Source organism: Candidatus Bipolaricaulota bacterium (assembly GCA_021159055.1).
In the GTDB taxonomy this organism is placed as follows: Bacteria; Bipolaricaulota; Bipolaricaulia; order UBA7950; family UBA9294; genus S016-54.
This window is the reverse complement of the sequence record JAGGSO010000092.1, coordinates 1-10,046: the sequence shown is the minus strand read 5'-3', so window position 1 is coordinate 10,046 and position 10,046 is coordinate 1. Positions and strand designations below refer to the sequence as shown.

The following is a 10,046-nucleotide window of genomic DNA, read 5'->3' as shown; positions in this document are numbered from 1 at the left end:
GTCGGCCGTGGTCGCTGTTCCCAGGTTTTCCACCTTCACGATCGTGTTGCTCCCAGTCTGAGCCCACAGGACGTCATTTCCGTTGGCATCGTTGTCGGTGAACACCGCCACTTGCACTGTCGCTTCGTCGTTCGGGTTGAGGAATTCCGCATCGAGGGCGGTGTCGGAGAGCTGATCGAATCCGCCGTTCCGGATCGTCTCGCCGGTCAGGTCGGAGATCCAGGCGCTGGCATAGGATGACCCGTTCATCTGGTAGTAGAACTTAACCCGCAGGTTGACCGTCTCACCGCCCGACACGCTCGTTCCCACGGTGACGTAGATCTTCATGTAGTGGGTCGATCCACTGGGAATATTGTAGCCTCCCAGATTCACCGTGACTCCATACGGCAATCCGGCTATGTTTGTAGTTTCCCCGAGTTTCGCCCCTCCGTCCCAGATCTCGATCTTGTCGATCTGTCCGCTCCCGGCCGTTCCCATGTTCTGCACGGTTGCCGCAGTCAGGATGACCGCGTGCGTGGAATCCCCAGTGACTCGAACCTCTTGCACCAGGATGCGGTCGGTGGGGTTGAGGTTCCCGGCTGCTATATTTTGGTCGGAGAAGTTGGGTAGCCCATATCCGATTGTCGAAACTCCGATCATCAACAGCAGGACAAACGCAAGACTCAGTCGGCCCCTTGTTGTCATCTTTATCCCCCTCTCGTTTGGGTGAAGAAGGAATGTCCGTTTCATCATAATTCCCTTACTCCGCAGTATAAATCGCCGTCTGTCCGGAGGGTGAGAGCCCGGTCAGGGAAACCGCGCCACTCTGTCGCCCCGCGAGGGGACCTTTGTCCGGTCGGTCAGCTCACGTTGCGTCAGGCGGCGGAGGCGGCTAAAGTCTGTGGCACAATGGACGAGGAGAGGATTGAGACTTTACGCACCGCGATCGCAAAGATCGGTGATCACCTTTGACTTGGATGGGCTGAGCGAAGAGATCGCGACCCTGGAGCAGGAGATCTCCGCCCCGGACCTCTGGGACGATCGTGCCCATGCCACCGAGGTGACGCGCCGACTCGAACGGGCGCGGTCGCTTCTGGAGCGCTACCGCGCTCTGCAAGAGGAGCTCGAGGAGATCGAGATCCTCTACCAGATGGCGATCGAATCCGACGACCAGGCCGAGCTGGCAGCGCTCGATTCCCGCGCTGCGGCGTTTGAGTCCGAGATCCGCGCGTTCAACATCGAGCTCATGTTCTCCGACCAATACGATCTCTCCGACTGTTATCTATCGATCAACGCCGGGGCGGGCGGGACGGACTCGCAGGACTGGGCGCAGATGCTCCTGCGCATGTACGGGCGGTACTGCGAGCGGGCCGGGTTCAAGGCGACCCTGCTCGAGGTAAGTCCGGGCGAGGAGGCCGGGATCCGCAGCGCCACGTTGGAGATCAAGGGACGCTACGCCTACGGAAAACTTAAAGGGGAAAAGGGGGTACACCGCCTCGTCCGCCTGCCGGGATCCGCAGCGCCACGTTGGAGATCAAGGGACGCTATGCCTACGGAAAACTTAAAGGGGAGAAGGGGGTACACCGCCTCGTTCGCCTCTCCCCGTTCGACGCCGCCCACCGCCGCCACACCTCGTTCGCCGCGGTGAACGTGATCCCGGTGATCGAGGAGGAAGGCGAGGTGGAGATCGATCCCAAGGACCTGCGGATTGACACGTACCGCTCATCCGGAGCCGGGGGACAGCACGTGAACGTCACCGACTCCGCGGTGCGGATCACCCACCTGCCGACCGGGATCGTGGTATCGTGTCAGAACGAGCGCAGCCAGCACCAGAACAAAGAAGCAGCGATGCGGGTCCTGCGGGCGCGGCTCGCCGCGCTGATGCGCGAGCAGCAGGCGAAGAAGCTCGAGGAGCTGCAGGGGACCCTGAACAAGATCGAATGGGGGAGCCAGATCCGCTCCTACGTCCTTCACCCCTACCGGATGGTCAAGGACCACCGCACCGGGGTCGAAACGGGAAACGTCGACGCCGTCCTCGACGGCGACATCACCCCGTTCATCGAGGCCTACCTGGAACAGCGGGCGAAGTCCTCTAGCCCGGGATGAGCGGGGTCGTTTCCTTGGCCGTCAGGTCGTAGATGAGGAGATAGTAGCTATCTTCCTCATCGTTCTCTTCCCGCATCACCAGTCCGAGGTGGCCGGCGTCGATCCAGAACAGGCCGCTCACTGTTCCTTCAACCGATAGCTCCTCCTCGTTTTCCGCTTCGACGTCGTAGAGGTAGACCCCCTGATTGATCCCGTCAGCCGAGCCGATGTAGGCGATCTTCGATCCGTCCGGCGAGAACGCGGGAGCGATCCCGTGGAGCGCGATCCGGCTCACCGTGCGCTCCTCCGCGTCGATAAGGTAGAGCGATGGATCCCCCTCCTGCGGCTCGGGAGAGATCAGAACCTGGTCGAACAGGGTGAGGGCAACGTGATCCCCGTTCGGTTCGACGTCGAAGAAGAATGCCCCCGGGAACATCTGGAACATTTGCTCCACTCCAGCCCCGATGAAGAAGCTGGCGATCTCGTACGAGTCACCGCTCTTCGGGTCATAATCGAGAAGATGGCCGAGGCTCAGGTTCCCCTCTGCGCTCCTCTTGATCACCCATAAGGACTCACCGTCCCGCGCCGGGCGGTAGCTCAAAACATTGTCGAGCAGAGGATAGGTAACGTCTTCGACGCGGTCGTAGAGGAACAGGTGGCCGTTCCCATCGTCATCCACCCCAAGGTAGGTGATGTTCCCCTCCGGGGTGAATGCCGGGGCGATGAGCGGGGACTCGGCCCGGGCGATGGAAACCGTCTGAGAATCGGTCTGTACTCCGGCTACGTTGATCACCCATGCCTTGGGGAATCCGAGCTCATCCGGCTCGGTATCCACAAACGCGACCTCCTTCCCATCAAGCGACCAGGCGAGGGCGCCACAGCTCCCGGTCGCGGTTACTCCCGGAACCGTCACTACCTTCCCGTCCCTGATCAGGGCTAAACTCCCCTTGTCCGGAGTGAATGCGTATCGATCTGCGTCGAGGAACACGGCGATCGTCCCATCCGGCCCGACCGCGGGGATGTTGAATGGAATCCCGCACCCGAATAGAAAAAGGAGCGGAACAACCACCAGCAAGAACCGTAGTTTCATCTGCGCCTCCTCATTACCCAACCGGAGTTCAGTTTACGGAAGGGCGCGGGGAGGCGCAACCGCCGATCAATGCTGTTCGAAGTAACCCGCGTACTTGCGCTTGTAGCCACGCCAGGTGAGGGCCCACTTCCCCGGGTCCTCGAAGTAGGAGTGGTCTGCCACTTTCCCGATCGTACTTTGGTGCGGTGCGGTCCTCACCCGTTCGGGATCGGCGTACGCCTCGTCGGCGATTCGTCGGATGATCTCCGCGTACTCGTCAAGCTCGCGCTTGGAGTATGACTCGGTCGGCTCGAGCGTCACCGGCTCGGGGACGTACCACGGCTCGTGGCTCATCCAGTAATGTCCTCCGAAGTCGGCGACGCGGCGCTGGATATCGGTCGTGTGTACCCCGGTGTCGCGGGAGAGCTCCTCGAAGCTGTAGCGGACCTGCTCCAAGCGGCGCTTTCCCGGGGCGAACGGAGCGCTCATCCCGCGAACCTTCCGCAGCTTGTGCAACAGGTAGTTGTTGTTCAACACGGCTGTCTCGGCGACGGTGCGCAGGCCCTCCTCCCCGAGACTCATGATCCACGCATAGGCGCGGACGATCGCCGGGATCACCCCGTAGAAGTCCTTTACCTTTCCGATCGATCTCGGGCGATCGTAGTCGAGGAAGTAACGCTCCCCGTCGTATTCGACGAGCGGGACCGGGAGGTAGTCGGCGATCTCGCCGCTTGCGCCGAGGACCCCGCTCCCCGGCCCGCCGCAGCCGTGCGGGGAGGCGAATGTCTTGTGCAGGTTGAAGAAGCACATGTCGAACCCGGCCTCCCGCGCCCGCGTGATCCCGAGGATCCCGTTTGCGTTCGCCTGGTCGTAGCAGCACAGCCCGCCTGCTGCGTGGACGATCTGCGTGATCTCGGCGATCCGCGGGTTGAAGATCCCGGTATCCTCCGGGTTGGTGATGAACAGGGCCGCCGTCCGCGCGGAGACCGCGTCCCGGAGGGAGGTGATGTCCGGGAAGCCGTCAGGATCGGGAGGGATGACGATCGGCTTGAACCCCTTCACCCGTGGGGCGGCGGCGTCGGAGGGGTGGGAGAACAAGGTGGTTATGATCTCATCCCGCTTCTCTCCCCGATCGGCGAAGTACGCCCGGATCATGCACGCCATCGCGTAGATCGCATGCGATCCCCCGCCCGGCTGGAGGCTGAACCGCTCGAGCCCGGAGATCTCGCATAGGAACCGCTCGAGCTTGTACATGATCTCGAGGATCCCCTGCACGGTCGATTCGTCCTGCAAGGGATGAAGCTCAGTCAGCTTCGGGGACGTCGCGAACCGCTCGTTCACTGGCGGGTTGTACTTCATCGTGCATGTCCCCTGGCCGACGTCGACGTTCAGGTGCTCGCCCAGCGTCTCCTGGGAGAGGCGGAGATAGTGCTGGAGGACACGGTGCTCGGAGATCTCCGGGAGGTCGGGAGGATCGCTCCGTCGGATCGACTCCGGGATCCGGGAGAGCGGATCGCCGACCGCATCTGCGATCCCCTCCTCGACCTGCGGGACGAGGATCCCCCGCTCCCCGGGGACGGAGAGCTCGTGGATGATCGGCTCGTCCCAGCTTGCCTGATGAAATCGCCTCATCTTTCCTCCTTTACGATCTCGCCCACCGCTTCCACGAGCCGGTCGATGTCGTCCTTGGTGTGGATTTCGGTCACGCAGTAGAGGGCGCATCCTGCAAGCTCGGGGAAGACGGGGGTCAGATCGTGCCCGCCGAAGATCCCCTGATCGAGGAGCCTTCTGTTAATCTCGGAAACGGAGAGTCCGGTCCCAGAGAAGTCGACGACGAACTCCTTGAAGCTCGGGGAGTGAAACCGCGGCGCTCTGACTCCGGGGATTCCGTTCAGGCGATCCGCGGCGTAGGCGGCCCGGGCAATGATCGTCTCGCCGAGCTCGCGCATCCCGGCCGGGCCCATCAAGGCGAGGTAGACCCCGGCCGTTATCCCCCACAGCGCGGCCATCGTCCCCACGAACTCCTTCGATCCCTCGCGCTTGGCGAACGATGTCCGCTCCCAGGCGACGTCCCCGAATCCCCACCTCTGATCGACGGTCGGGGCGATCCCGAACAGGCGCAGGGGATACTCGGAGATGTAGCGCTCCTCGTCCGGTGTTGCGATGAACCCGCCCCGCCCGCCGCCGAACTGCATCCGGATCCCGAGTGGCTGGAGCTCGCCGCAGACGATGTCTGCCCCGTAGCGGGGCGGCGGGGAGAGGACCCCGAGCGAGATCGGGTCGACCCCGACCACGACGAGGGCGCCGCTTTTGTGCGCCATCTCCGAGATCTTCGCCGGCTCCGGCTCGATCGCACCGAGGTAGCTCGGGACCTCGAAGTAGACCGCGGCGGTATCGGAGGCGAGCTTCTCCGCGAGGTCAGCGATGTCGAGGAGCCCGGTGTCGGGATCGTACCGAACCTTCTCCACCTCAAGCCTCGGATCGGAGTAGTTCTCGATGATCGAACGGCGGTCCGGGTTGATGATCTCCGGGATCAGGACCCGCTTCCGCCCGGTGATCCTCCCCGCCATCCGCAGGGCGCTCGCCGCCGCCTGGGATCCGTCGTAGGTCGGGACGCTGACCGCGTCCATCTCGACGAGATCCCCGATCATGCTCGCGTACTCGAACAGGGCCTGGAAGCGACCGTGGTCCTCGTACGGCTCGCCGGCGTAGGCGGTGAGGAACTCGGAGCGTTGATTGATCCAATCGCATACCGCCGGGACGTAGTGGGGGGCGCATCCACCCCCGAGGAAGCTGAGCCGCTCCCCAGCGGTCACGTTCTTGTCGAGGATCCCGCGCATGTGGCGATCGAGGGATGCCTCATCCGGGAGCGGATCGGGGAGATTCAGCCTCCCCTTGAACCTGAGGGCCTCGGGGATCAGCTCGTAGAGCTCATCGATCGAGCTCGCCCCGATCTCGCGTAGCATCTCGTCTTTGATCTCCGAATCGGAGTTCGGGATGTAAGGATGGGTCCGTTTGTTCCTCATGCCAGCCCTCCCCCGTCGAGGACCATGTAACCCCCCCTGTAACCTTAGGCCCCCGGGAACCGCCCGGAAAACCCCAAGATCGAGCTCGCCCCGATCTCGCGGAGCATCTCGTCTCTGATCTTCGGATCGGAGTTCGGGATGTATGGATGGGTCCGTTTGTTCTTCATGCCGGCCCTCCCCCGTCGAGGACCGCCCTGGTCACGACCCCCATCTGTCTGGTGAGGGCAAACGCATCAAACGGCATGTGATCCTTCTCCATCCCGCTTCCTCCTTGCTCATACGGTAGCAATTCCTCCACCCGGATGCAAGACCAGGCGATTACGCGCGGTTAAGCTCCTCCGCCCCGGGGCCGGGTCTCACCTCGATCACCTCGGGATCGATCCGAAACCGGGTCCGATAGGCGGCCACGATTCCGTCGATGTAGCCCTGTTTGATCTCGTCCGGGACGAGGTGCAGGGTCACTCCGCCGAACCCGCCGCCGACGAGGCGAGCGCCGAGCGCTCCGTGTTTCCTCCCCCAATCGACGAGGAAATCGAGCTCCGGGGTACTCACCGCAAATAGATCGCGCAGGGAGGCGTGCGAGGCGAACAGGAGCTCCCCCAGCCTTCGGTAATCATCCTGCTCCAGCGCTTCCACCGCGGCGAGGACGCGCGCGTTCTCGCTGACCACATGCCGCACGCGGGCGAAAATGGACGGGGGAAGCACGGCGGAAATCCGGTCCAGGTCACCAATGGTGAGATCGCTCAACGAGGCGATATTCCGCTCGGGGAACGCGCTTCTAACGAGCGTCAACGCCTGCTCGCACTCCTGCCGCCGCGCGTTGTAACCGCTCGTCCCCAACGATCGGTTGACCCGGCTATCGACGGCGAGGAGACTCACCCCGGAGAGGTGGAGCGGGACGTAGCGATGCTCCATGGTATGCGTATTGAGGAGGATCGCCGCCCCGGTGCGTCCGAAGTAAGAGACGTACTGATCCATGATCCCACAGCGGGTGCCGACGAACTCGTTTTCCACCCGCTGGCACAGCCTGACCAGCTCCAATCCGGATAGGTTCACCCCGTATAACCGGGAAAACGCGATGGCAGCGGCTACCTCCAGTGCGGCTGAACTGCTCAGTCCCGCGCCTTGGGGCACGTCCCCGCTGATCGCACCGTCGAATCCGAATTCCAGGTCTTTGTAGTGAGAGAGTTCCGCCAGGATCCCGATCGGATAATCCTGCCAACTGCCGGCGGGGGCGATCCCTTTCATCGGTAATTCCAGCTCCACCCCAGCGCGGAACGCATCGGCGTAGATGCGGATGCGTCGGTCGGCACGCGGGCGGACGGCGATCTCGGTCACCCGGTCGATGGCGAACGGGAGAACGTAACCGCCGTTGTAGTCGGTGTGCTCTCCGATCAGGTTGATCCGGCCCGGCGCCCGGGAGAGGAGCGGGGGTTCTCCCGGGCCGAACTGCTCGCGCAACAACCGCTCGGAGGGAGGGTAGCTCATGCCCCCTCCGTGAGGACGGCCGGCCGGGGCCGCCCCCCAACCTCGATCATCGGCCAGTCGGGGTCGAACGTGAGGTTCTCCAACCCGGTCGGGGTGATGAGGAACGTGTCCTCCACCTTCACTCCGGGCAGAGACGGGTTCCATGCCACCGCCATCCCGGCCTGCAGGACGGTTCCGTCCCCCGGGACCCCGAGGACCTCCCGCGGGCGGTAGCCAGCGATTCCACCCTGGTGATGCGCTTCGAATTCATCAGGGGCCCTGATCTCGCGGTACCCGGCAGCGATCCCCTCCAGCACCTCTCCCAGCGTCGCCCCGGGGACGGTGGCATCGAGCCCCCGTGCCTCGACCTGGAGGAGCTTCTCATATCGGCGCGCAAGCCCGGGTTTCCCCCAGCTTCGCATCCGGGTGAGATTCGCCACCAGGCCATCCCGCCGGGCACAGATCACCCCCATCGCGAGCTTTCCCAACGCCCGATCCTTGGGGAGCGGATGACGGCACCTGAATGCGCGTTCTTCTCCGGCGACAAGGAGGACGACCGGTTGAATCCCGCGGGCGTACGCCTCGGCTGCGATTTCTCCTGCAAGCCGCGCCTCAGTCCATTCCGGTTGTGCTGCCCGCATCGCACTTCCCAGCGCCTGCGCCGCATCATTTCCAAGCCTTCTGAACCGCTCCTGCTCCTCCGGGGTGAGGACGAGACGAAGCGGTGTCAGGTCGTGCTCGAAATCATTCGGCCTCCCGATCGGGGGGGAGGAGTACCAGGGATAGGTGCTCACGGCGAAGTCCACCTTCTCCTCCTCCTGCAGCCGAGCCGCCTCGATTCGCGAGGTATGCAGACGCACACTGTCCGGAGTCACCTCGAGGCATCCCACCCCTTCTCCGATTGCCACCGTATTGTCCCCGCCGCCGGTGAGCCAGGCGAAGTTCTCCGGGCGGCAGAGGGTGAATCGCTCGAAACCGCGGCTTGCCATGAATCGTCGCAGACGGGTGAGGGCGGTTCGATTCATCATTTCACCTCGCGTAGCTGCTGCGCCGCCATCTCGGGAAGGATATCGGCGGCGAACGCACCCGCCCCAAGTTCGGTCCCGGCCAGGTATTTAAGCTTATCTCTCGTGCGCATGCGGGGATAGAACTCCACATGAAAGTGAAACACCCTTTCCTCCCCCTTCGGTGCAGCGTGCATCGCCATCACGTACGGGAACGGCCGAGAGAACAACCGGTCATACCGGGATACCACCTCGCCCAAGACCCGGGCGAATTCACGGATTTCCGCGTCGGCGAACTCCCACGGCCCGGGGAGGTGACGGCGGGGCGCGATCCACACCTCGTACGGGAACCGAGCGAACGGAGGGACGAACGCGATCATCGCTTCGCCGCGAACCACGGTGTAATCGGAAAGCTGCGGGATGAGCTCGCACAGCACCGGGCGGTCGTGAAACACGTGCGTCTCTCGCTCAATGATCGGAGGGACGAACGGGTAGGCGTAGATCTGGCCGTGGGGATGATGCAGGGTCACCCCGACCGCCTCGCCGCGGTTCTCGAACGGCATCACGTACCGGATGAAATCGTGCTCGTACAGCTCTTTGTACCGATCGGCCCACACCTGAACGAGGAGCTCGCGTCGCGATTGGGTCAACGTGGCGAGGCTCCCTTCATGCTTCGGGGTGTAGACCACCACCTCGCAGAACCCGCGTCCGCGCGCGGTGGGGATCAAAAGTTCAGGTGGGGTTGGCGCATCCGGATGAAGGGAGGGGAACCGGTTTTGGAACACAGCGATCTCGAAATCTGCAAACGGAATCTCGGTCGGAAAGCCACCCGGCACGCTCGGACAGAGCGGACAATGATCCTTAGGCGGCAAGAAGGTGCGCCCTTGTCTGTGCGCGGCGTAGATCACCCATTCCTCCCGCAGCGGATGCCAGCGCAGGTGGGGCGCGGCTGCTGGTGCTCCTTCCCCTTCAGGAAGCGGTGCGAGCACATGCTCGCGTTCACCATAGAGCCACAGGAGGCGGCCGTCCTGCTTCTGAACCACGCGTTTATGGAACATTTTCAACCCTTCACCGAACCGGCTAGTAGGCCGCTTATGAAGTAACGTCCGAATATTATGTAGATCAAAAGCGGAGGCAGAGCAGCGAGGATGGAACCAGCCATCGGTAGATTCCACTGCACTGCCTGTCCTCCAGCTAGGTATGCTAGTGCGACCGTGATCGGCTGCCATTCGTGGTTGGTGAGAGTCACCCCAAACAGGAAGTCGTTCCAGATCTGGGTGAACTGCCAAATGACTACCACCACCATCCCCAGCCACGAGAGCGGGAATACGATCCTGCGATAGATCTCGAAGAACCCGGCTCCATCCAAGGATGCTGACTCCACCACCTCGTTCGGGATCTGGACATAGAAGTTCC

Annotated in this window: 8 protein-coding genes and 1 pseudogene; 1 reads left to right on the top strand and 8 read right to left on the bottom strand. The window is 63.1% G+C overall.

Annotated elements, in window-relative coordinates:
- The coding region (locus J7J55_04795) for a hypothetical protein (protein ID MCD6142015.1) at window positions 1-684 on the bottom strand (684 nt) is incomplete at its 3' end.
- 445 nt (window positions 685-1,129) lie between these two features.
- On the opposite strand from J7J55_04795, the pseudogene J7J55_04790 reads away from it, so the two are divergent.
- A pseudogene (locus J7J55_04790) lies at window positions 1,130-2,085 on the top strand (PCRF domain-containing protein).
- Here J7J55_04790 and J7J55_04785 read toward each other — a convergent pair.
- The 7 genes from J7J55_04785 to J7J55_04755 all read right to left on the bottom strand — a co-directional run.
- Complete coding sequence (locus J7J55_04785; protein ID MCD6142014.1) at window positions 2,072-3,154, bottom strand: PD40 domain-containing protein; 1,083 nt, start codon at window positions 3,152-3,154, stop codon at window positions 2,072-2,074. The pseudogene J7J55_04790 and the gene J7J55_04785 overlap by 14 nt on opposite strands.
- A gap of 66 nt (window positions 3,155-3,220) precedes the next feature.
- On the bottom strand, window positions 3,221-4,855 hold the full coding sequence (gene gcvPB, locus J7J55_04780) for an aminomethyl-transferring glycine dehydrogenase subunit GcvPB (protein MCD6142013.1): 1,635 nt from the start codon (window positions 4,853-4,855) through the stop codon (window positions 3,221-3,223).
- Window positions 4,762-6,159 (bottom strand): aminomethyl-transferring glycine dehydrogenase subunit GcvPA, encoded by a 1,398-nt coding sequence (gene gcvPA, locus J7J55_04775; protein ID MCD6142012.1) that lies wholly within the window; start codon window positions 6,157-6,159, stop codon window positions 4,762-4,764. The genes gcvPB and gcvPA overlap by 94 nt, the downstream gene beginning before the upstream one ends.
- 318 nt (window positions 6,160-6,477) lie before the next feature.
- On the bottom strand, window positions 6,478-7,647 hold the full coding sequence (gene galK / locus J7J55_04770) for a galactokinase (protein ID MCD6142011.1): 1,170 nt from the start codon (window positions 7,645-7,647) through the stop codon (window positions 6,478-6,480).
- A complete protein-coding gene (locus J7J55_04765; protein MCD6142010.1) occupies window positions 7,644-8,651 on the bottom strand; it encodes a M24 family metallopeptidase in 1,008 nt (335 codons plus the stop codon). The genes galK and J7J55_04765 overlap by 4 nt, the downstream gene beginning before the upstream one ends.
- Complete coding sequence (gene galT, locus J7J55_04760) at window positions 8,651-9,694, bottom strand: galactose-1-phosphate uridylyltransferase (protein ID MCD6142009.1); 1,044 nt, start codon at window positions 9,692-9,694, stop codon at window positions 8,651-8,653. The genes J7J55_04765 and galT overlap by 1 nt, the downstream gene beginning before the upstream one ends.
- Window positions 9,691-10,046 (bottom strand): carbohydrate ABC transporter permease (locus J7J55_04755; protein MCD6142008.1); only part of this gene is annotated, 356 nt, incomplete at its 5' end. The genes J7J55_04755 and galT, both read right to left, overlap by 4 nt.